Below are 507 nucleotides of genomic sequence, written 5' to 3'. Positions count from 1 at the left end.
ATGCCGCTGGCGATTCAGGTTCATCATGCCGTTTGTGATGGCTTCCATGTCGGCAGAATGCTTAATGAATTACAACAGTTTTTATGCATGCGCCCAATACGCAAACCGCCTCTCCCCGCGCGTTGGCCGATTCATTAATGCAGCTGGCACGACAGGTTTCCCGACTGGAAAGCGGGCAGTGAGCGCAACGCAATTAATGTAAGTTAGCTCACTCATTAGGCACCGGGATCTCGACCGATGCCCTTGAGAGCCTTCAACCCAGTCAGCTCCTTCCGGTGGGCGCGGGGCATGACTATCGTCGCCGCACTTATGACTGTCTTCTTTATCATGCAACTCGTAGGACAGGTGCCGGCAGCGCTCTGGGTCATTTTCGGCGAGGACCGCTTTCGCTGGAGCGCGACGATGATCGGCCTGTCGCTTGCGGTATTCGGAATCTTGCACGCCCTCGCTCAAGCCTTCGTCACTGGTCCCGCCACCAAACGTTTCGGCGAGAAGCAGGCCATTATC

The 507-nt window shown here is 56.0% G+C and carries 1 protein-coding gene and 1 pseudogene; both read left to right on the top strand.

Going from position 1 to position 507, the window contains the following annotated elements; translation table 11 throughout:
• Window positions 1-138 (top strand): CatA-like O-acetyltransferase (locus PYV61_RS26585; protein WP_275836903.1); only part of this gene is annotated, 138 nt, incomplete at its 5' end.
• 93 nt (window positions 139-231) lie between these two features.
• A pseudogene (locus tag PYV61_RS26580) lies at window positions 232-507 on the top strand (hypothetical protein); the annotation flags it as partial.

This window comes from Roseisolibacter sp. H3M3-2, from assembly GCF_029211165.1.
GTDB lineage: Bacteria > Gemmatimonadota > Gemmatimonadetes > Gemmatimonadales > Gemmatimonadaceae > Roseisolibacter.
Note: the sequence above shows the minus strand (reverse complement) of the source record. Positions and strands in the feature narration are given on the sequence as shown.